We start from the raw sequence: 20,186 nt of genomic DNA, 5'->3' as shown, positions 1-20,186 counted from the left end.
CTCCTCATTCCCTCGTTTGTTGGTGCGTGCTGGGCGCGGGCATCGCTGTCGGCGGGGTCTAAAGACAGCAATTAGACAAAATTTACAATTTTTCCTGCGCTTTCGTCTTTATTATAGCTGTTTTGACTGCCGCTTTCCAGTGAGAAATTTTGATAAATGGATGGGAAAAATGCATGGGATGGGATGAGAGAGGGGAAGGAGGTCAGCGGGGCCGGGAAGAGGACCGGATGGAAAGGGCGGAGCATACCCGGCCCAGGGTGAAGCGGTACATGCCATATAAGAACAGAGAGAGGACGAGGACCACCAGGGCGCAGTTGGCCAGGCCGGCCAGCTCGCCGGGAGTGAAGCTGCCGCTGTTGAAGTACAGGATCATGGCGAAGAAGGCGTAGATCAGCAGGGTGCCCGTGCACAGGGGGACGAAGAACACCCGGGAGATCTGCCCCTTTACCGTGCGGCAGAGGAAGGCGTTGGAGGCCCCCAGATGCCGCAGGTCGTCATAGACCCGGGCGTTGGTCATGGCGATGGTCATGCAGCGGGTAAAGAGGATGACCACCATAGCGGCAAAGCAGACGATGGAGACAAAGACGAACAGCATCAGAAAGACCGCCATGGTAGTGGTGAAGTCCGCCTGGTCCAGCACCCGGAAGCGGGGCATGTATTTCCAGGAATTCCGGAAGTTGCTGGAATCCCGCTGGTCATATTCAATGGGAGAAAATCCATTGGGTTCCAGATGGGCCGGGTCCAGGAAGTAGTAGCCCTTCTCTGCCAGATAACGGTCCCGGACCACCGGGTCCCAACCGAAGAAGAGGGCCACCTCGGGGCCGGAGCGGTCCACGATCTCGTCGAACAGGGCCCTTGCAAAGAAGTAGGTGTCCTCCTCGTCCTCCACGTCAAAGACGGCCACCACCTCCCGCCATTCATCGGGCAGGCCCTGGGTGATGCGGGCATAATCCCCGTCGTCCAGCACCCGGTATCCCAGAAGGGAGGTGCTGCGCAGGGGCTCGGCCGGCGTGACGGCCAGATGTTCCCCGGTGAGGTGGTTGGTGACCAGGGAGATGCTGTTCCCGGCGCCGCTGCTATCCCCGTTGCGGTCATAGACTGTGGCCGCTGTACCGGGTTCCAGATCCAGGTCATCCCCGGTAAGGATGTTCCAGGCGCTCTCCGACAGGAACACATCAGAGGCAGTTTCCTCACAGTAGACCACATCGTAGGTGGCGCCCAGGGGGCCCTCCGATACAACATCGGCGTAGCCGTCGTAGGCGAGCACCGCACCGGACTGCTGGGCGTAGCGGGTGACAGTCACTCCCATCTCCTCTGCCAGATGGAGCACCTCCTCCCGGCCGGGCATGTCCTGGTCAGCCCGGTAGTGGAACAGGTAATCGAATTCCCGGTCCTCCGTTGTGGACGAGGTGCCGCTGCTCAGCATAGGGATATAGAAAGCGGCAAAGTAGGCCCCGGCGGCCAGCACCGTCACCACCACCATATTCCGCACGGTCTGGCGTCCCTGGAACTTCATCATGCTGGAGGTGATCAGGTCCCTGTAGCGGCTGCTGCCCCGCCGCCAGCCGTTGACTACCGTGTGGAGGAGGATCATGTAGAGGCCGGCCAGGGCGGGCAGATAGAACAGGGCCGTCAGGGCGTCGGGGGCGTACCAGTGGAGGACCAAAATAAAAAATTTGGGGGCCATATAGCCCAGAAAGCCGCCCGCCGCCAGCAGGATGATGCCCAGAGGACCGTACCACCGGGGGACCGCACGGATGGGCTCAGACTTCCGGGACTCGTTGACCACGTCCAGGATGTTGGTCCGCCGCAAAAAGCGGCCCAGCATAACAAACAGCATGACAACCACAAAGAGGGAGAAGGCCAGGGCCAGCAGATAGGCATGGGGGTCAAAGGCCAGGGCCATCTCCTCTGAGTCCACCAGCAGGAGCCGGAACCCCTGCCAGATGAACCAGGCCAGCGGGGTGCCCAGCAGGGCGCCCAGGGCACAGGCGGACAGGGACATCAGAGCCAGCTCCCCCGCCAGCACCCGGCGCAGCTGGTCCTTGGAGGCACCCAGGGCCAGCAGGATGCCCACATCCCGGGACTTGTGGCGGAAGAACAGGCCGGAGGCGTAGGTGGTGAATACGCCGCAGCCCAGGACAGCCAGCACGAAGATCATGGTCATCTGCTTGCGGCTGTCGCCCCCCTCGGGAAAGACGGAGAGCACCGTGGGGGAACCCATCATGGAGGCGTAGGCGGTGATGAGGAGCACGGAGACGAAACAGCACAGGGTGAGCAGGGCATACTGCCCCAGGCTCTTCCGCCGCAGGGCGGCGGTCACTTGGGAGAAACGTGTCATTGGGCGCTCGCCTCCCCCATCTCCCGCACCGCGTCCAGCAGCTCGTCCTGGAAGGTGCGTCGGTCCTTCTCGCCGCGGGCCAGGGTGCGCCACACCCCCCCGTCCCGCAGGATGATCACCCGGTCGCAGAAGGAGGCGGCAAAGGAGTCGTGGGTCACCATGAAGATGGTGGCCTCCAGGTCCGCCTTGGCCTGGAGAAAGGCGTCGATCACCGCCCGGGAGGAGCGGGAATCCAGATTTCCGGTGGGCTCGTCGGCCAGCAGGAGCATGGGGTGGTTGATGAGGGCGCGGGCCACGGCGGTGCGCTGCTTCTCTCCGCCGGAGATCTCTGCCGGATACTTGTTCCGGATGGCACCGATGCCGAAGATGCCGCACAGGCGGTCGGCGGCCTGCTCCATGTCGCCTCCGGTCTCCCCGGCGATGATGCGGGGCAGGAGGATGTTGTCCCGGACCGTGAGGCCGTCCAGCAGCAGGAAGTCCTGGAACACGAAGCCCAGTTTCTTGTTGCGCACTGCGGCCAGGGTGTCCTCGTCCAGCCGGGCCAGCTCCTGGCTGCCCAGGCGGATGCTGCCCGAGTCGGCGGGGATGTAGCAGGAGATGCAGTTGAGCAGGGTGGTCTTACCCGAGCCGGAGGGGCCCATTACGGCCACAAATTCCCCCTTTGCCACCTCCAGGGACACGCCCTTGAGCACCTCATAGGTGGTCTTGCCTACCTGATAGCTTTTGTGCAGATCTTGTACAGAGAGCATAGTGATCCTTCCTTTCTGCTCCCAGCATAGCAGGGGAGGTGGATGGGAAGCAACCGCCCCTGTCACAGACGGCGGGCCGGGTGAAAATTTTGGGGATGGGATGTCATATTTGACCGCTCTGCTGTCAAACTTGGTTTGGAAGGGAAGCAGAAATGTGGTATCATACTCTCTGTACACTGAGAGGGAGAAAAATTCCGGGAAAACAGGGGCCGCCCCGGCGGGGAGGCGCGGCACAAGGCCATGGGAGGTGGACGGTTTGCTTCAGATCGGGATCTGCGACGACGCACGGGAATCCCGCTTCCAGCTGCGGGTGCTGCTGGAGCGGGCGCTGGAGGGGCGGTCCGCGCCGGCGCGGCTGCTGGAGTTCTCCTCCGGAGATGCGCTGCTGGGCTGGATGGACCGGCATGCGGGGGAGCTGGATCTGGTGTTCCTGGACATCGAGATGGAGGGGACCAACGGCATGGATACGGCCAGGGCCCTGCGGGAGGCAGACCAGAGCCTCCAGCTGGTATTTGTCACAGGGTACAGTGACTATGTGTTTGACGGCTATGAGGTGGGAGCCCTGGGATACCTGCTCAAGCCCGCCGGGGCGGAGGAACTGGAGAAGGTCCTCACCCGAGCGCTGACCGCCCTTCAGCGGCAGGAGGAGGAGCTCTTCTTCTGCCGCAGCGGGGAGGTGTTCTACCGCATCCGGCGGGACGCCATCCTGTACTTCCGCTCAGACCGGAGGCAGGTGACCTGCGTCACCCCCAGGCGTGCCTATATTTTTTACGGGAAGCTGGACCAGGTGGCTGCCCAGCTGGGGGCGGAGTTCGTCCGCATCCACCAGCGGTATCTGGTCCGGGCGGGGGCGGTGGACCGGGTGACAGGGAGCGAGGTGTGGGTAGGGGAGGAGATCCTGCCCATCAGCCGCTCCTGCCAGCGGGAGGCGCTGCTTGCCTTGACACGGGCGGCGCTGGAGTAGGGAGGGAATGGGAATGATCGTTCTGCCTGTATGGAAGGAGCTGCTGCAATGGGGGCCGCTCTTGCTGGGAGGCGCAGCCATGGGCTCGACAGTGGAGCGGGTGCTGGGGCCGTGCCGGAGCTGGCCGCGCCGGGGGGCGCTGTATCTGCTGCTTGGGTTCACCCTGGGGCTGCCCGCCTGGGTGGGGGACCACAACCCCATCCTTCTGTTCCTCCCCTTCCTGACGGTATTCCTCCTGTGCGGCGGGGGACGCCCTCAGGCCCGGCTGGTGGCTGGAGGCATCTTTTATACGCTGCTGGTCCCCATTGGGATGATGGCGGATACAGTGCTCAAACAGGCGATCAACAGTGTGTCGCACAACGGGGAGAGGGTGGGGAGCAATCTGGTGAAGCTGGTATGCTGGGCGGTGCTGGTGCCGGTGATCTGGAAGCTGGTGCGGAGACCTGTGCGCCTGTCCTCCCGCCTGTGGAAGCTGCTGGGCGGGCTGACGCTGGCCCCCCTGATGGCCACCCTGTCCTTCTCCCTATGGGGGACGGGAATGGTGGGAGACGAGCTGGTGGATCACTTCGTGGAGGGGATCGCCTATACCATCCTGCCCTTTGCCTCCCTGTCTGCCCTGGCCCTGCTGGCAGCCCTGGCCGTGCTCTCCCGGCACGAGGAGTTGGAGGAGGAGAACCGGCTGGCCGGACTGCGGGAGGTGTACTACCAGGGGCTCCGGCAGGAGCAGGCCCAGGTGCGCGCCCTGCGCCATGACATGCGCAACCACCTGTCCGCCCTGCTGGGTCTGCTGGAGCGGGGCAGCTGGGAGGAGGCGGAGCGGTATCTGCGGCAGCTGGGCGGTTCCCCAGCCCTCACCGGACACAGGCGCTTCTGCGGTAATGAGACCGTGGATGTGGTCCTTGCCTCCAAGGCCGCCGCCCTGGAGGAGGCGGGGCTGACGGGGGAATTTCAGGTCAGCCTGCCTGAGCAGATGGATATCCCGGCGCCGGAGCTGTGTGCCCTGCTGGGAAATGCCCTGGATAACGCCATCGAGGGGGCAGCGGGGGCGGAGGACCGGACGGTGCGGCTGAGGGCCCGGGCGGACAAGGGGCTGCTGATGCTGCGGGTGGAGAATGCCTTGGGACGTCCCGTAAAGCGGGGACCGGACGGAGCCTTTGTGACAACGAAGGGGGAGCGGGAGGCCCACGGCTTTGGCCTGGCGGGGATGGAAGAGATCGCCCGCCGCCGGGGCGGCTCCCTGGAGGCAAAGGCGGAGGGCGGGCGCTTCCAGCTGACGGTCTGCCTGCCCCTGGATGGGGGAAACTGAGCCTCTGGGGACAGCGGAGACAGAAGGCGGGGACAGAGCAAGCCCCCCGGCGCCGCGGCGCCGGAGGGCTTGCTATTTGTCTGGTTCGGTTCAGGACTCTGCTTGGTCCAAATGACGCAGGCCGGCGATGTCGCTCACCGGAACGGAGAAGACCATAGCCTGGGCGGGCGTCTGGATGCCGGCCTGGGCCATGATGGCCTTCATGATGTTCTTCTTGTCCTGGGAGCGGGTCAGGATAAAGACCAACTCCCGCTCAGAGGCGATAGAGACGCCGAAAAACTTTTTGGCCAGTTCCATACCGGTCCCCTTGGCGTGGATGGTGGTCCCGCCAGTGGCGCCCGCGCCGCGGGCGGCCTCCATGACCTGGTCTGTATGCCCCTGATTGGCGATCACCAAGATCAGCTCATGGGCGATCTCTCTCTCCATGGGTTCCTCCCCCTCCTGATTCTGGGTCAGATATTCCTTGACGGACGTGCCGCCGATGCTGGACACGGGCACCGTCATCAGTACGCCGTTGCCCGGCACGTCCAGCCACAGGTCCCGGGCCGCCCTGCGCACCATACACCGGGAATGGGGGGCAAGGCAGAACAGGACCGATTTTTCCGAGGCCTCCAGCCCGAGACAGTCCAGGATCTCCGTGGTGGCGGTCCCCTGTCCCAGCGCGGTGAGAACCAGCGGGATGTCACGGCCGCGGAACCAGTTGATAAACGACTCACACTTGGACCGGTCAGTGATGGTGATGATAAGATCCAATCCGCTCATAGCGGTCACTCCTCCTCGCGTCGTGGGGGCGGCAGCGCCCTCAGAGCTCGATGATGTCATCATCCGCCGGGGCGGTCTGCTCTCCGCTGGTGCCATTCTTCTTCAGGCGGTACTGATAGAGCAGTCCCAGCATCTGGATGGTGATCAGCGGCGTCATGGCCACCATGGCCACCACGCCGAAGGCGTCGGTGATGATGCTTCCGCCGATGGCGTCGCAGGCTCCCATGGCGAAGGGGAGCAGAAAGGTGGCGGTCATAGGGCCGGAGGCTACGCCGCCGGAGTCGAAGGCAATGGCGGTGAAGATCTTCGGCGTGAAAAAGGACATGATGATAGCGGCCAGGTAGCCGGGGATCAGCAGCCAGAAGATGGAGATCCCGGTGAGCACCCGCACCATGGACAGTCCAATCGACATCGCCACGCCGATGGACAGACTGGTGCTCATGGCCCGGCCGGGGATGGCACCGGAGGTGATCTCCTCCACCTGCTTGTTGAGCACGTGGACCGCCGGCTCCGCCTGGACGATGAACCAGCCCATCAGCATGCCGATTGGGATCAGGACCCAGCGATAGGGCAGGGTGGCGATCTGATAGCCCAGATAGTTGCCGGCGGGCATGAAGCCTACATTGACGCCGGTGAGGAACAGTACCAGCCCAATATAAGTATATAAAATACCGACTACGATTTTCAAGACCTTTTTCTTTTTTAATTTCAGGGATACCACCTGAAACACGACAAAAAAGGCGGCGATGGGGGCCAGACACAGGGCCACCTCTGCGATGTACTCGGGGAGCCCCTCCTCAAACAGCTTCCAGAGGGCACGGCTGTCCGGAACCTCTGGGATGGAGACAGGGGTGTAGGCCCCAGAGGCGGGGTAGAGCAGGGAGAGGACCATCACGGCCAGGATGGGGCCGATGGAGCACAGAGCCACCAGGCCGAAGCTGTCCTGAGAGGCGTCGGCGTCGCTGCGGATGGAGGAGACGCCCAGGCCCAGGGCCATGATGAAGGGGACGGTCATGGGGCCGGTGGTGACGCCTCCAGAGTCAAAGGCGATGGCGAGAAAGTCCCCGGGGATAAGGGCGGCAAGGGTGAACACGACCAGATAGAAGCCCACCAAGAGACGGTTCAGGGGGACCCGGAACAGGATGCGCAGCAGGGCGATGACAAGGAAGATCCCCACCCCTACGGCCACCGCCCCGATGAGCACCGGGTTGGGCACGCCGGGGACCTGGGTGGCCAGGACCTGGAGGTCGGGCTCGGACACGGTGACGATGACTCCAATGAGGAAGCTTACCGACACCACGATCCACAGCTTGCGGGAGCGGGTCATGGCCGCGCCTACCCGCTCGCCAATGGGGGTCATGGCCTGATCGGCCCCCAGAGTGAACAGCCCCATCCCACCGATCAGCAGCACCGCCCCGATGAGGAAAGTCATTAGGGTGGCGGTGGGGATGGGAGCGATGGAAAAGCACAGGACCAAAACGATCAGCACGATGGGGAGTACGGAGGAGAGGGCCTCCCGCAGCTTTTCCAGAAGGATGGTCTTGCTCTGGCCCATCTGATCCCTCCAATTTTGCATATGTTCCCGGAGCAAAAATCATCACCTCGATAGAGAATATCGTCCCAATTCCTTTGTGGGCGCCAATCTCCCTGTGGGGCCGGGAGCAGAAAGGGGAAATTTCGGCCCAGGGGTACAAAGTGGAACTGAGCAAAAATATAAATTATTTTATGCGCTTTGATAACAGTTTACCATGGTTTTGCGGCTGGCTCAACCAAAAAGGGAGATATCTTAATACAATCTTAATGTTTGGGGCAAAATAGGCAGAAAACGGCCGGACCCGTTCTAACGGGTCCGGCCGTTACCGGAACAGTGGAGAGGGATGCAGCAGTCAGCCGATGCCGCCCATCACGGAGCCCAGAATGAGCACTGCCAGGGTGACCCCGCAGAACAGGTACTTTCCCAGGGGATAGAACCAGGGGCCCAAGGGCCTGGTCCGGGCCAGGTTCACCTGCTCCTCCACGAACTGCCTGCCGCAGATCCAGAAGAACATGACCGCCGCCAGCAGCGCACCCAGGGGACAGATGTAGATGGAGCAAATGTTCATCCAGGGGTCCACGATGGGGACGATGACCAGCCCAACCAGGATGCCTGCTCCCCCGGTGATGGCTGCGGCGGCGGGGCGCTTCAGGTGGAACAGCTCCTGGAGAGTGGCGGTAGGCGCCTCGAACAGGTTGACCAGAGAAGTGAGGGCCGCGAAGATCACCGCAGCAAAGAAAAGGATCAGGATCAGCCAGCCGCCGGGGATGGTGCTGAGCACGTTGGGCAGATAGATGAACATGAGGCCGGGGCCGCTCTGGTCCAGCTGCTGGCCGGCCACCGCCATGGCGGGGATGATGACCAGGGCAGCCAGCAGAGCGGCCACAGTGTCAAAGACGGCCACCATCCTGGCGTCAGAGGGAACATTGGAGCTGCGGCTGAGGTAGGAGCCGTAGATCAGGGTGCCGTTTCCCGCTACCGAAAGGGAAAAGAAGGCCTGCCCCAGGGCATAGATCCACACCACTGGGTCCAGCAGCCCCTTGGGGTCCAGGACGAAGATGTACTGATAGCCCGCTCCGGAAGCGGGCAGGGTGAACAGATAGATGGCCAGCCCGACGAAGAGGACATAGAACAGGGGGGTCATGACCTTGTTGGCCAGTTCGATCCCACGGCCAATGCCGAAAGCCAGAATGGCGATGGTCACCGCCATGCCGACGAGCTGCCAGGGAACATTTCCAGCAGCAGTGGCATTGAAGTGGGCGGCGAAAGCGTCCAGGCCGGACATGCGGGACAGGGTGCCGGTGAGAGCGTCGGCGGTGTACTTGAAGATCCAGCCGGTGACGACCGAGTAGCCGATCGCCAAGGCCAGGGAGCCCAGCACCGGGATCAGGCCCAGCAGGCGGCCGGGCCGCTCATGGCCGAAGCGTAGCTTGGTGGCATAGCCGAAGGCACCGATGGGGCCGGAGCGGGTGGCCCGTCCAAAGGCCATCTCCCCGATTACCCCGGTAGAGCCGATGATGACCACAAAAATGAGGTACGGGATGAGAAAGGTGGCCCCGCCGTACTGGGAGACACGGGCGGGGAAGAGCCAGATGTTGCCCATCCCCACCGCAGAGCCGATGCAGGCCAGGATGAACCCCCATTTAGACCCCCAGGAGTCGCGGACAGCGCTGTGTTTTTCCATGGAAAGACGCCCCTTTTCAAAAAATACCACCGGAACACGAGAAAACCGGCAGGGGCCATGCGGGCCATGCCGGGTAACACTTTTTTAATTATAGCACACGCTTGGAAAAAAGGCAAAGAAAACCTGGTCACGTTCGTTTTCTCACCACTGCAGAGGCGCTGGGCTGCCGCAGGGAGGAAAATTTTCCCCAGACTCCGGCTGTAAGATGTCTCCAAGGGGATACGTCGTGTGGGTGGGACCTCGCCCTATACTTGTCCTATCTACACCCGCCGCCGGGGTACCAGCATATACTGACTGTCGAGAAACAGCATCCCACGCCACAGATGCGGGGAACAAAAATAGCCACGGCCGCCGGAAGAATTGGCAGCCGTGGCCGTTATGAAAGATACAACAAGGCGAGCATACAACAGAGCCCTCCGGACGGCGGAAGGACCGCTGCCGGAGGGAAAGGGGGCGGAAGTGCTCACTCCAGGTCGATGGCATTGACAGGGCAGGATTCCCTGGCCTGAGAGGCGGTCTTCTCCAGGGTCTCAGTGACCTCCTGAATGGGCTGAGCCAGTCCGTCGTCTCCGATCTCAAAGACCTCCGGACAGATGCTGACGCACAGACCACAGCCGATGCAGTTGGAATTGACAGTAGCGTTCATGATGTGCTCCTTTCCTCCCCGGCCAGCGGATGCCGCGGGGCGTATCTGAGCACAGTATGCCCGAAAAGCAGAAAAAATACACAAACAGAAAAAGGACAGGCAGGCCCCGCAGGGTCTGCCTGTCCGGTATAACGTAGGGGAAGAAAATCAGAGGATCCGGCGGCCGCCCACGAAGCCGGTGGTGTAGTAGGCACTGTCCATGTCGCTGATGATGACGCCGGTGCTGGAGGTGGAGGCGTGGATGAACTGGCCCCCGCCGATGTAGATGCCCACGTGGGAGGCACGGCTGGCACCGCTGCCCGACTTCAGGAAGAAGACCAGATCGCCGGGCTGGAGCTCACTCATAGAGACGGAGGTGCCGTTGCTCATCTGAGCGGAAGCAGTGCGGTTGAGGGAGCAGCCAAACTGAGAGTAGACATAGCGGACAAAGCCGGAGCAGTCAAAACCGCTGGGGGAGGAGCCGCCGTAACAGTAGGGATAGCCCAGATACTGCATGGCCAGATCCACCACCTCGGAGGCGGAGCCGGAAGAGGCGGCCTCGGCCGCGTCGATAATGGTCACATAGTCCGCGGACACATAGCCCTCTTCCACCTTGTACCAGCCGTCCAGGGTCTCCAGAATGGTGAGGACCTTGCCAGTAGAGAAGGAGTCCACCTTCTCACTGTCGGTGCTGGGGGCGGAGCGGACATTCAAGGGGCCCTCCGTGACCTTGCCGTAGACGGGCTCCGCCACAGTGGGCAGCTCTACAGTCTCAGACAGCACTACATAATCGGTGGAGACATAGCCCTGAGTATCCTGGAAGGAGACCTGGTACCAGCCGCTTTCGGTAATACCAGACACCTCAATCTGGGAGCCGTCGGGGATGGTCTCCAGAACGGCGGCGTCGGTGCTGGAAGCGTTGCGCAGACGAAGACCGCCCTCGGCGTCCACTGTGCCGGACACAGCAAAAGCCGGAGCGATCATACCGGTGACAGCCAGCAGGCCGGCGGTCAGCTTGGCAGCAAAAGACTGAGAAAAGTGCATGGCGGAAGTCCTCCTGATCGTCATATCTCTGTTTCTGGAGCGCGGGCGGCTCTTTACTTCGTGCTCAGTGCCCGGTCCAGCCAGACCGTGGCCACGTCCATTGCGGTGTATAAGCTGTCCTTCTCTGTCTTTTTGACCACCCGGTCCCGGCTCTTCAGGTCGGGATCGGTCAACTGGAGCTGAACGGCCACCTTTGTGGCCACATCCAGATCGTCAACCTTCTTAGTGTCCAGGATCTGGAGCATGATGATGTACTTTTCGGCCATCGTGCCGTAGTAGATGAGGTTGTCTTTCCGGCGCAGGGGATGGCCCTTATAGGAAAGAGGGATCTTTTCAGACGCCATGGTCTGCCTCCTTAAGGAAATTTTAATGTTGTAACCGAATTGTAACACATTTGAAACCCTTTGTCAAATACTCTCATCTAATTTTTTTCTGGGAAATGGAGGAAAGACGGCGGCAGAGGGGATGGAAAGAGGAAAAACGGCCTCCGGAGCTGCCTCTGGAGACCGTTTTTCGCCTGAATGGCGGAGATGCGGGGTCAGAATATGCTCAGGCTGAGCCGGCGGCCCAGCTGTTCCAGCAGCCGGATGCCAGCCAGACTGTTTCCCTTTTCGTCCAGCCCGGGGGAATAGATGCCGATGCCCATACGGGCAGGGGAGACCGCCATGATGCCGCCCCCCACGCCGCTTTTGGCTGGCAGTCCCACTTTGACGGCGAAGTCCCCCGAGCCGTTGTACATGCCGCAGGTCATCAGCACGGCGTTGACATAGTGGGCATATCGGACGGGGAACAGCCGCTCGCCGGAGGGGGAGCGGCGGCCCCGGCCGGCGAAGGTGCAGGCGATATGGGCCAGGTCCCGGCAGTCCACCCTGATGGAGCAGGCCCGGAAATAACAGTCCAGCACCTCCTCCGGGTCGTCATGAAGCAGTCCGCAGCTCTCCAGCAGAAAGGCCATGGCCCGGTTACGGCTGCCGGTCTGTTTTTCCGAGCGGTAGACCGCCTCGTCCACCGACAGGCTGGGATCTCCAGCCAGCCGGCGGGTCAGCTCCAGCAGCCGCTCCAGCCGCTGGGAATAGCTCGTCCCGTGGATCAGGGTGCACAGCAGGATGGCTCCCATGTTGACCATGGGATTGAGATGCTCGCTGAGCAGGGCCTGGTCCGTATAGTTGATGGCGTCAAAGGGTTTGCCTGTGGCCTCCACTCCCACCCGGGCGCGGACCGTGTCCTCCCCGTTGTCCATCAGCGCCAGGAGGAGCAGGATGGGCTTGATGATGCTTTGAATGGTGAAGGTCCGCCTGTACTCCCCCGCGGAGCTGATACGTCCGTCGCTGGACACCACGCAGATGCCCAACTCGTCCCGGTCCGCCTTGGCCAGCTCCGGGATGTAGCCAGCCACCCGGCCCTCCCGGGTGAAGGGGCGATTTTCCTCCACCAGCTTTTCCAGCAGCGCGTCCATGACGTCCCTCAGTGCAGCTCCAGCCACATGGCTGCGCCGGAGGCGTAGGCGGCGGCACCGTAGATGAGCGCCTCCTCCCGGAAGCGGATCTTGGGATTGTGGAGGCTGACACCGCAGCCGTCCTGGGCGGTGCCGCCTCCCACCACGAAGAAGGTGGAGGGGACGCGGGCGGCGATCTCGGCGAAGTCCTCGGAACCGCTCATTTTCTCACCCCGCTGGAGCATTTTCAGTCCCTCCCGCTGCCACCCCTGGGCGACGGCGGCGGCAGTATCCCCGTCGATCTGGAGGGAGCAGGTGGAGCAGAGATCGGTGACTTGGGCTCTGCCCCGGAAGGCCTCCGCTGTGCAGGTGCAGATGGTGTCGATCCGTTCCAGCAGGTGGGTGCGCAGCGGCTCGCTGAAGGTGCGCAGGGTGCCCTCCAGCACCGCAGAGGAGGGGATAATGTTGGCCGCGTCTCCCCCCTGGAACTTCCCGAAGGTGAGGACCACCAGCTCAGCGGGGTCCGCCTCCCGGCTCAGCAGCTCCTGGAGCGCCAGATGGATGTGGACGCCGATGTTGATAGGGTCCACGGTGGACTGGGGATGGGCGCCGTGGCCTCCGCGGCCCTCCACCCGGATGACCAGGTGGTCACTGGAGGCGGAGACCACGCCGGTGCCGTAGCCGCCCAGGCCCGCTGGAATCATGGGGATCATGTGGGCACCCATGGCCGCATCCACATGGGGATTTTCCAGGATGCCGGCCTCAATCATGGATCTGGCCCCTGACAGGACCTCCTCGCCGGGCTGGAACATGAACTTGACAGTGCCGTTGAGCTCTGCTGCCCGGTCCCGGAGCAGCTGGGCCGCCCCCAGCAGCATGGCGGTGTGCATGTCGTGGCCGCAGGTGTGGGCACAGCTGCGCTGAGAGGCGAAGGGGAGCCCGCTCTCCTCACGCATGGGCAGAGCGTCCATATCGGCCCGGAGCAGGAACACCTTCCCGTCGGGCTTTCCGGTCACGGTGGCGGTGACGCCCCCTCCCAGCCGCCGGGGCTGATAGCCCATCTCGGTCAGCCGTGCCATGACATAGGAACAGGTCTCGGGCAGGTCCATCCCCACCTCGGGATGCTGGTGGAGGTGCCGGCGGTCCCGGACCATCTGTTCATACAGCGCCTGAGCGCTCTGAAGATAATTCATACGATGTACTCTCCTTTCCGGTCACCGGTCCCCACCCTGGGGAAGATGGACCACCCGGATCTGCCCCATCCGGTACAGCACCCAGGCGCACAGGATGCACAGGGGGATGCAGGCCAGGATGGCGATGCCGCGGTTGACTGGTGTGACGAACACGTGGATCAGAAAGACCAGTACGCCGGGGAGGACGGCGGCCTTGAGCTTGCCCTTGATGACAGTGCCGCCCGCCTTGCTGGTCATCTGGCTGAGGAACAGGCACCCATAAAGCGCCGGGAGCATATAGCTTCCGGCGATCTTCACCGGCTCGCTCTCCAGAATGGGCTGGAGAGGGACCAGAAGGAGGACGCCCAGTACGATGATAACGGTGGTCACGATAGAGGAGACGGCCACCGCCACCGTGGCCACCGCGTCTCCGGCGTCGGTATTCTGCTCCACATCCGCCATCTCCAGGGCGTTCAGGGCGCAGGGGAGCTTCAGGTTGGAGATGTTCCCGGTGATGAAGGTGATGTAAGAGGCGGAGCCCAGCATGGGGACGTAGGTGATGACCTCTGAGATGGCGGTGGGGACATACAGGGCCAGCAGGCCGCTGCCGAACAGCAGCAGGTCCGGGATGGAAGGGAACATGTGATAGACGGTGCACATCACCGCAGGGATGCCCAGCATCCAGGCGATGGCCAGGATGCTGCCCAGCCGGCCCGTGCGGTGGATGGAGCGGTCGTAGCTGTCAGACTGCTTCATGTGAGAACGAGCCTCCTTTTAAAATATCTGTTCCAGCAGGACGGACGCGGCCATGCTGACGATCAGAGAGATGGACATGATGAAGCTCCCCAGCCACTTGAGATGAAAGCGCCTCATGCACAAAGCGCACAGGGCCGCCACTCCCATGCTGATGAGGAAGGTCAGGGCGTAAACTGTTCCGGAGGCGAAGATCAGCGGCGTGAAGGCGGCCACGATCCCCAGGAAGAAGCAGGAGTTGACGATGGTGCCCCAGTCGCCCCGCTTTTTCTTCAGGGTGCTCATCCCAGTCTGGATCTTTTCCACCGCGAAGATGTTGATGATGATGCCGGCCAGGATGCAGATGCTCATTACGAACATGACCGCGCCGAAGACGGTGTGGTCGGCCTGGGCGGCCATCTCGCCTACGGAGCCGTAGCCCATGCCGTCGGCCACCATGTCTGCCGCCATCAGCTCATAGCTCACCGAGCCCACCACCGACAGCCGATACCAGGGCCATGGGATGCCCAGTACAGTGGACAGGGTGAACAGCCCGATGACGATGGAGACAGAGGGGACGATGGTGAAGACCGCCGAGCTGCGGGCCACGGCGCTCAGCTTTTCCTTGGAGATCCCAAGCTCCAGACACCGCCTCCAGGACTTGCGCAGAAAGACGGCGGACAGCCCCACGATATACAGGACCCCGGCGGCGACCAGGACGTAGAGGAGCGGGGAATTTGCCACATCAAAATAACCCATGGTGTTCCTCCCTTGGCAGATAGCCAGATTTTTTTCCAAATACAGCTGTTTTGTTGTAAATTATACTATCATGGCGGAGCCGGCTTGAAAAATATAAAATGCATTTGCTTTCCATATCAAAAATGATATAATTTAACGACATGATCTCGTTTTGTGTCTCCGGGACAAGGGGAGCCTGGCGCTTCTGCCTGAGGGGACGGAAAATACACACAAAGATCGGGAGCCGGAAAAGAGAGAGCCGGGAGGGGATCGCATTGGAAGAACTGGATCTGAAATACCTGCAATACGCCTTAGCCGTAGTTCGCTATGGCTCTGTGACCCAGGCGGCCCGGGCCCTGTACCTGGCCCAGCCCAACTTGAGCCGGGCCATCGGGGAGCTGGAGCAGTCCCTGGGCTTTCCCCTGTTCCTCCGTACCAGACAGGGTATGAGCCTGACGCCCCAGGGGGAGCGGTTCCTGACGGAGGCGGAGACGCTGCTGGACCGGCTTTCCGACCTGGCGCGGGAGTGCCGTCAGGAGAGCCGGCGCCGGGTCCACTTTGCCTGTGTCCCCTCCTCCCTGTTTGTCAACACGGTGCTGGAGACGGCCCGGGGCCTGCCGGACTGGTCCATCCAGTGTGAGGAGTACTATGATTGCCGGGAGCTCTTTGACCGGGTGGGAAAGGGGGCATCCCTGGCCGCCTTTCTCACCTTTGGAACAGAGATGCGGGAAGAGCTTTTCGCCTACTTTGCCCGGCGGAACCTGCGCTACCACCCCCTGGCCCAGAGCCCGGCCTACGGGGTGGTCCGCCGGACCAGCAGCCTCTACCACCCGGAGACGGTCCCGCCGTCCATCCGGTACGATGAGGCCCTTTTGATGCTGAATGTGACCTATTTCGACCCCATAGGGGTGCATTTTCAGCCGGAGCGCTCCCCGCTGCCCCCGGCCAAAGGGATCTGCCACGGCGTGGGCCGGGCGGGCAACCTGGATATGCTGGAGTCCATGGACCACCTGGTGATGATCTCCTGTCACATCCACTCCAAGATCATGGCGCGGAATGAGCTGGCGGCGGTGCCCATCCGGCCCGCGTCCATGGACTATGAATATGGCTTCCTGACCCGGGCGGACGTCCGGCTCAGCCTGGAAGAGCAGGCACTGCTGGAGAAGATTGAAGGGGAGGTGCAGCGGGAGTTCGAGGCGTGAGGGCCAGATCGGTGCCCGGATCAGATATTATTGAAGAGAGGAGCGGCGCACTTCCTGTGGGGGAAGCGCGCCGCTCCTCTTGCGTCCAGGAAGGGATGAAAGGGGGGCATAGGGGGCATGATACCAAAAGTCCCGATTCGTTGGTGAGTTCTCATCCCGTAGGGGGCTGGAACGGCAGGGGAAGCGTTTCCCCGGGCACACAAAACGGAATTGGAACGTACAGAAGAAAGGGGAAGAGGGCCATGAAACTGAAGGATCAGATCGCGGTGGTGACCGGCGGGAGCCGGGGGATCGGATATGCGGTGGTGAGAGCCTTCCTGAAGGAGGGGGCGGAAGTGGTGCTGTGCGCCAGCCGGAGCGAGACGGCGGAGCGGGCGGTATCCCAGCTGAAGGCGGAGCTGCCGGAGGCCCGGGTATGGGGCATCTGGCCCAGCCTGGAGGACCCGGAGCAGGTCCGGACGGCCTTTGACCGGATCGGGGCGGAGCATGGGCGGATCGACATCCTGGTCAACAACGCGGGGGTCTCAGAGAGCACGCCCTTTGGGGCGTACACCGGGGAGCTCTTTGACCGGGTGATGGACCTGAACGTAAAGGGAATGTTCCACTGTGCCCGTGGGGCGGTGCCCTGGATGGAGAGGCAGGGCAGAGGCGTGATCTTGAACACCTCCTCCATAGTGAGCTTCTATGGACAGCCCGCCGGCGTCGCCTATCCGGTCTCCAAGTTCGCAGTCAACGGCTTCACCCTGTCCCTGGCCCGGGAGCTGGCGCCGAAGGGGATACGGGTCAATGCGGTGGCCCCGGGCATCATCGAGACGGACATGCTGCGGGCAGTGCCGCGGGAGGTGCTGGCTCCTCTGGAGGCCCAGATCCCCCTGGGGCGTGTGGGGCAGCCGGGGGAGGTCGCGGAGGCCTTCGTGTTCCTGGCCTCGGAGCAGGCATCCTATATCACCGGCGTGGTCCTCCGGGTGGACGGACTGGCCCGGGCCTGAACAGTGCCGGGCTACGGCCGCTTTCTCCCAGAGGCACTGGGGATGTTCAGCTCCTCGCGGTATTTGGCCACGGTACGGCGGGAGATGGGGCAGCCCTGCTCCGTCAGTAGGGTGCATAGCTTCTGGTCGGAGAGAGGCTTGGTGCTGTCCTCCTCCCGAATCAGGCGGCGGAGCAGTTCCTTGGCGGCACAGCTGCCGACCTCGGCACCGCTCTCCCCGGCGGCCCGGCGGGAGAGAAAATGACGGAGGGGAAAGACCCCCCGGGGACACTGGACATATTTGTCCCGAATGGCGCGGCTGACCGTGGATTCATGGATCTCCAGCTCTTGGGCGATGTCGGACAGGCGCAGGGGCCGCAGGGCGCTGGGCCCCGATCGGAAGAAGTCCTGCTGGCGGCCGGCGATAGCCTGGGCACACCGGAGAAGCGTGGTCTCCCGCTGACCAATGGCCCAGAGCACGTTTTCGGCCTGGCGGAGCTTCAAGGTAAGATATTCCCGCACCTGGGCGTCATCGGACTGGGTCAGGAGACTGCGGTAATAGGAGTTGATCTGGAAGTAGGGACGGTCACTGTTCCGCAGGCGGGCAGTGAAATGTCCGTCTATCTCTTCGATCAAAATATCCGGCTGAATATAGGAGATCTCGCTGGGGAGCGCGAAGATGGAACCGGGACGGGGATTCAGCTCTCGGATCAGCCGTTCGGCGGACCGGACCTCCTCCTGAGAGATGGAGAGGCGGGCGGAGATGGCATGATAATGTTTTTTGGCCAGCTCCTCCAGGCAGTCCCGAACAATGGCAAGGGCGGGGCCCTCCTCATGGATGCGGAGCAACTGAAGCTCCAGACACTGGGAGAGGGAGGAAGCCCCCACACCTGCGGGTTCCAGGGAGCGCAGTAGCTCCAGAGTGCGGGCGAGCCGCCTTTGGGAGATGCCAGAAGTCCGGGAGAGCTCGTCCAGTGGGATGCGGAAATACCCATCCTCGTCCAGACAGGCGGACAGGTAGCACAGAAGCTGCTTGGCAGACTCATCCAGATCGAGCTGCTGGATCTGGCGGAAGAGAAAATTGGAGAGGGATTCCTCCAGACCGCCATCCGTCCCCACCTGGGCCAGCGGGTCCAATTCCTCGGCGTCCAAGCGCTGGTAATAGCGATTTTGACGGTCGCTGTCCTCCAGCCACTTCACACGGCGGAAGAGCTCCTGATCCCGGGGAACTTCCTGCTCGGAGCGGGGCGGCTCCAGATCGATGATAGGGTTCTCCTGGGCGAGCTCCTGAACATAAGCCTCCAATTCCACTGTGCTCATCTGAAGGAGCGCGAGGCTCTGGAGCGTCTGCTGGGTGAGCTGTTGAGTCTGCCGTTGGACCAGTTCCATAAGGGACGCCTCCTTTTTCAGAGCTATTATAGCAAATATGCCGAGGGGAAACAAGATAGGCATAAGGCATGACGGGACCGTACAGAAGCATACACCATATAAAATTAAGAATATTTTTATTCTTTTTTATCTGAATGAGGTGCACCTCATGGAAGTATGCATCCAATGATGGTAGGATTCTGCTTACAGTATTGTCGAAATTTGGAGGGAAATGAAATGCATGCATATACCAAGCTGGTCAAAAAGTTTCTGAATGGGTACATGGCCGAGACACGGGAACAGCGGGGCATGTCTAAGGAAGAGATGTCGGAACGCCTGCGCATCGAGCCACGTTCCTATGCGGATCTGGAAAAGGAGCGCTACTGCCTGTCCGCACCGTCTCTGATGTTCTTCCTGCTCTTCTTGGAAAGTCCCGGGGTGGAGGAGCTGATACAGAAATTTCGTCAGACAGTGGAGCAGGCGGACCAAAATGGGACAGTATAGAACGGAGATCGGGACGGCGGAGGTATGTGACATGCTGTGCCGGCTGGGCGCCACGGCAAATTACAGGGGGTTCTCCTACACCGCCTATGCAGTGCTGCTCTGTGTCCAGCAGCAGGACCGGCTCCTGCTGGTCACCAAATGGCTCTATCCGGATGTGGCGAAGCGGTATGGGACAAACTGGAAGGCGGTGGAGCGGAACATCCGAACCGTGATCACCGTGGTGTGGGAGCAGAACCGTGCCATGCTGGAGGGACTGGCCCGCCGTCCGCTGCTTCAGCGCCCCTGCGCGGCGCAGTTCCTGTCCATCCTGTCCAACAGCCTCCTGTGCGAGCAGAGGGCGGGACCGGTGCAGAGCTGAAAAGGAACACAAAAAGAGGCAGAGCGGACCCGGGAGTGCATCCCGGAGTGCCGCGCTGCCTGTTCTGTTTTGGCCGGTGCCGTCCCACGACCCAGGGCGGGGGCAGGCGGAGATCTGGAGGGAGAGGAAGTTCAGATAACGCCCTTTTCCCGCCATGCGGAGATCTCCTCCGGTGTAAAGCCGAGGAACTGGTAGACCTCATCGTTGTGCTCGCCCAGCAGGGGAGCGCAGCCCCTCACATAGGGGTTCGTCTCTGACATCTTGACGGCCTGATTCGTGATCCTGACAGGACCCAGCTGGGGGTGGGTGACCTCTGTGTACATGCTTCGCTCATCCCTGAAATGGGGGTCATTGGCCACATCGGCCACTGTCATGACCGGCGCCGCCGCAATTTTGGCCTCTGCCAGCCGCTCCAGAAGCACGTTTTTTTCGAATTTTGAGGTCTCCTCCGCAATCATGGGGGCCAGCAGCACGCGGTTTTTGACGCGGTCCTCCACACGCTGGAACTCCGGTATGTCGATCCACTCGTCATGCCCCAGAATGTGGGCGAATTTCGGCCAGGCGCTGGCTTGTCCGGCGCTGATCATTACCTTTTCTTGGGATAGGTGTTTCCAGGGGCACTGGCCTCGAAAAAGTTTCCCAGCTGGTCTATGACGCCGGAGCGGAAATTTTCGATCAGAACGCAGCGTTTCAAAATGATT

Annotated in this window: 20 protein-coding genes; 6 read left to right on the top strand and 14 right to left on the bottom strand. The window is 62.0% G+C overall.

Annotation, left to right across the window (positions count from 1 at the left end; genetic code table 11):
* Positions 1 to 202: 202 nt before the first annotated feature.
* Together L9O85_RS10135 and L9O85_RS10130 are read right to left on the bottom strand one after the other, a co-directional pair.
* Positions 203 to 2,341 (bottom strand): ABC transporter permease, encoded by a 2,139-nt coding sequence (locus L9O85_RS10135; protein ID WP_301578555.1) that lies wholly within the window; start codon positions 2,339 to 2,341, stop codon positions 203 to 205.
* Positions 2,338 to 3,090 (bottom strand): ABC transporter ATP-binding protein, encoded by a 753-nt coding sequence (locus L9O85_RS10130; protein ID WP_108980875.1) that lies wholly within the window; start codon positions 3,088 to 3,090, stop codon positions 2,338 to 2,340. The genes L9O85_RS10135 and L9O85_RS10130 overlap by 4 nt, the downstream gene beginning before the upstream one ends.
* 247 nt (positions 3,091 to 3,337) lie before the next feature.
* Here L9O85_RS10130 and L9O85_RS10125 point away from each other — a divergent pair, with 247 nt between their 5' ends.
* Both L9O85_RS10125 and L9O85_RS10120 read left to right on the top strand, forming a co-directional pair.
* On the top strand, positions 3,338 to 4,054 hold the full coding sequence (locus tag L9O85_RS10125) for a LytR/AlgR family response regulator transcription factor (protein WP_242850304.1): 717 nt from the start codon (positions 3,338 to 3,340) through the stop codon (positions 4,052 to 4,054).
* 13 nt (positions 4,055 to 4,067) lie between these two features.
* Positions 4,068 to 5,360, top strand: coding sequence for a sensor histidine kinase (locus L9O85_RS10120; protein ID WP_256183458.1), 1,293 nt, complete (start codon positions 4,068 to 4,070; stop codon positions 5,358 to 5,360).
* Positions 5,361 to 5,450: 90 nt separating this feature from the next.
* Here L9O85_RS10120 and L9O85_RS10115 read toward each other — a convergent pair whose 3' ends face one another.
* The 10 genes from L9O85_RS10115 to L9O85_RS10070 all read right to left on the bottom strand — a co-directional run bounded on the left by L9O85_RS10115 (position 5,451) and on the right by L9O85_RS10070 (position 15,107).
* Complete coding sequence (locus L9O85_RS10115; protein WP_301578554.1) at positions 5,451 to 6,122, bottom strand: P-II family nitrogen regulator; 672 nt, start codon at positions 6,120 to 6,122, stop codon at positions 5,451 to 5,453.
* A gap of 40 nt (positions 6,123 to 6,162) precedes the next feature.
* The gene (locus L9O85_RS10110; RefSeq protein WP_301578553.1) at positions 6,163 to 7,677 is read right to left on the bottom strand and encodes a DUF1538 domain-containing protein; all 1,515 of its coding nucleotides are present in this window, start codon (positions 7,675 to 7,677) and stop codon (positions 6,163 to 6,165) included.
* Between the two features lie 331 nt (positions 7,678 to 8,008).
* Entirely contained in the window at positions 8,009 to 9,340 is a 1,332-nt protein-coding gene (locus L9O85_RS10105) for a sodium-dependent transporter (RefSeq protein ID WP_301578552.1), read from the bottom strand.
* A 463-nt stretch (positions 9,341 to 9,803) separates the two neighbouring features.
* Positions 9,804 to 9,986 (bottom strand): ferredoxin, encoded by a 183-nt coding sequence (locus L9O85_RS10100; protein WP_050623896.1) that lies wholly within the window; start codon positions 9,984 to 9,986, stop codon positions 9,804 to 9,806.
* Positions 9,987 to 10,133: 147 nt separating this feature from the next.
* Positions 10,134 to 11,009 carry an SH3 domain-containing C40 family peptidase gene (locus L9O85_RS10095; protein WP_050623897.1) on the bottom strand — a complete coding sequence of 292 codons (876 nt, stop codon included), beginning with the start codon at positions 11,007 to 11,009 and terminating at the stop codon, positions 10,134 to 10,136.
* 53 nt (positions 11,010 to 11,062) lie between these two features.
* Positions 11,063 to 11,353, bottom strand: a complete 291-nt coding sequence (locus L9O85_RS10090; protein ID WP_050623898.1) for a hypothetical protein — start codon at positions 11,351 to 11,353, stop codon at positions 11,063 to 11,065.
* A gap of 194 nt (positions 11,354 to 11,547) precedes the next feature.
* Complete coding sequence (glsA, locus tag L9O85_RS10085) at positions 11,548 to 12,465, bottom strand: glutaminase A (RefSeq protein WP_301578551.1); 918 nt, start codon at positions 12,463 to 12,465, stop codon at positions 11,548 to 11,550.
* An 8-nt stretch (positions 12,466 to 12,473) separates the two neighbouring features.
* Positions 12,474 to 13,637: a M20 metallopeptidase family protein gene (locus L9O85_RS10080; RefSeq protein WP_301578550.1), complete on the bottom strand. Its 1,164-nt coding sequence runs from the start codon at positions 13,635 to 13,637 to the stop codon at positions 12,474 to 12,476.
* Positions 13,638 to 13,658: 21 nt separating this feature from the next.
* Positions 13,659 to 14,372 carry a hypothetical protein gene (locus L9O85_RS10075; RefSeq protein ID WP_276852747.1) on the bottom strand — a complete coding sequence of 238 codons (714 nt, stop codon included), beginning with the start codon at positions 14,370 to 14,372 and terminating at the stop codon, positions 13,659 to 13,661.
* An 18-nt stretch (positions 14,373 to 14,390) separates the two neighbouring features.
* Complete coding sequence (locus tag L9O85_RS10070; protein WP_276757159.1) at positions 14,391 to 15,107, bottom strand: DUF5058 family protein; 717 nt, start codon at positions 15,105 to 15,107, stop codon at positions 14,391 to 14,393.
* A gap of 254 nt (positions 15,108 to 15,361) precedes the next feature.
* Between L9O85_RS10070 and L9O85_RS10065 the strand changes: the two genes are divergently transcribed.
* A complete protein-coding gene (locus L9O85_RS10065; RefSeq protein ID WP_050623903.1) occupies positions 15,362 to 16,288 on the top strand; it encodes a LysR family transcriptional regulator in 927 nt (308 codons plus the stop codon).
* A 242-nt stretch (positions 16,289 to 16,530) separates the two neighbouring features.
* Positions 16,531 to 17,277, top strand: a complete 747-nt coding sequence (locus L9O85_RS10060) for an SDR family NAD(P)-dependent oxidoreductase (RefSeq protein WP_301578549.1) — start codon at positions 16,531 to 16,533, stop codon at positions 17,275 to 17,277.
* 11 nt (positions 17,278 to 17,288) lie between these two features.
* Here the strand turns inward: L9O85_RS10060 and rpoN are convergent, their stop codons facing one another.
* Positions 17,289 to 18,644 (bottom strand): RNA polymerase factor sigma-54, encoded by a 1,356-nt coding sequence (gene rpoN / locus L9O85_RS10055; protein ID WP_301578548.1) that lies wholly within the window; start codon positions 18,642 to 18,644, stop codon positions 17,289 to 17,291.
* A gap of 216 nt (positions 18,645 to 18,860) precedes the next feature.
* Between rpoN and L9O85_RS10050 the strand changes: the two genes are divergently transcribed.
* On the top strand, positions 18,861 to 19,127 hold the full coding sequence (locus L9O85_RS10050; RefSeq protein ID WP_050623906.1) for a helix-turn-helix domain-containing protein: 267 nt from the start codon (positions 18,861 to 18,863) through the stop codon (positions 19,125 to 19,127).
* Positions 19,114 to 19,485, top strand: a complete 372-nt coding sequence (locus L9O85_RS10045) for a sporulation initiation factor Spo0A C-terminal domain-containing protein (protein ID WP_276757155.1) — start codon at positions 19,114 to 19,116, stop codon at positions 19,483 to 19,485. Before L9O85_RS10050 ends, L9O85_RS10045 begins: the two co-directional genes overlap by 14 nt.
* 131 nt (positions 19,486 to 19,616) lie before the next feature.
* On the opposite strand, the gene L9O85_RS10040 is transcribed toward L9O85_RS10045, so the two are convergent.
* Positions 19,617 to 20,072 (bottom strand): CoA transferase, encoded by a 456-nt coding sequence (locus L9O85_RS10040; protein WP_050623908.1) that lies wholly within the window; start codon positions 20,070 to 20,072, stop codon positions 19,617 to 19,619.
* Positions 20,073 to 20,186 lie beyond the last annotated feature (114 nt).

The sequence above is a fragment of the Lawsonibacter asaccharolyticus genome (assembly GCF_022453915.1).
GTDB classification, from domain to species: domain Bacteria; phylum Bacillota; class Clostridia; order Oscillospirales; family Oscillospiraceae; genus Lawsonibacter; species Lawsonibacter asaccharolyticus.
The sequence above is the reverse complement of the archived record's forward strand: the minus strand, read 5'-3'. Positions and strand labels throughout refer to the sequence as shown.